This is a genomic window from Methylobacterium sp. E-046, from assembly GCF_022829625.1.
GTDB lineage: Bacteria > Pseudomonadota > Alphaproteobacteria > Rhizobiales > Beijerinckiaceae > Methylobacterium > Methylobacterium longum.
Window position 1 is genome coordinate 1 of sequence record NZ_JAKSYP010000293.1, and the last position, 515, is coordinate 515.

Below are 515 nucleotides of genomic sequence, written 5' to 3' on the forward strand. Positions count from 1 at the left end.
GCCGTGCAGGACGTAGTGCACCAGCGGGTTCCGGGTGGCGTAGGTGATGCCGCGCGTGAGGCAGTAGGCGAGCACGTCGAACTGCGGGGCCGGCTCGCGGCCCTCGCGCCAGCCCGACGTCATGTAGTGGTCGGCCGGGTCAACGCCGGCGGCGGCGATGTCGGGGTTGCCCGCGAGATAGAACGGCCCGTCCACGAGGCGGCGGGCAAGGCGCTCGGCCCCCGCCGTGTCGGGGGGCGACAGTGCGCTGCCCTGCCCTGTCTCGCCCTGCCCCGTCTCGCCCTGCCCCGACCAACTCCGTCCCGCCTTGCCGCGCCGGCGAGCGAGGTCGTGCAGGAACGGGTTGATGCCCGCGCGCGCGAGGTGGGGACGGGCGGCGAGGTAGGCGGCCGAGGAGAAGTCGGGCCGCGGGTCCCGGCCCTCGCGCCAGCCGTGGACGAGGTAGTCGCGCACCGGATCGGCCGTGATCCCGTACCAGCTCGCGTAGAAATCCGCGTCGAAGTACGGCGCCAGCG

Annotated in this window: 1 pseudogene; it reads right to left on the reverse strand. The window is 74.4% G+C overall.

Features of this window, described 5'->3' with window-relative positions:
* A pseudogene (locus MKK82_RS33610) lies at positions 1-515 on the reverse strand (hypothetical protein); the annotation flags it as partial.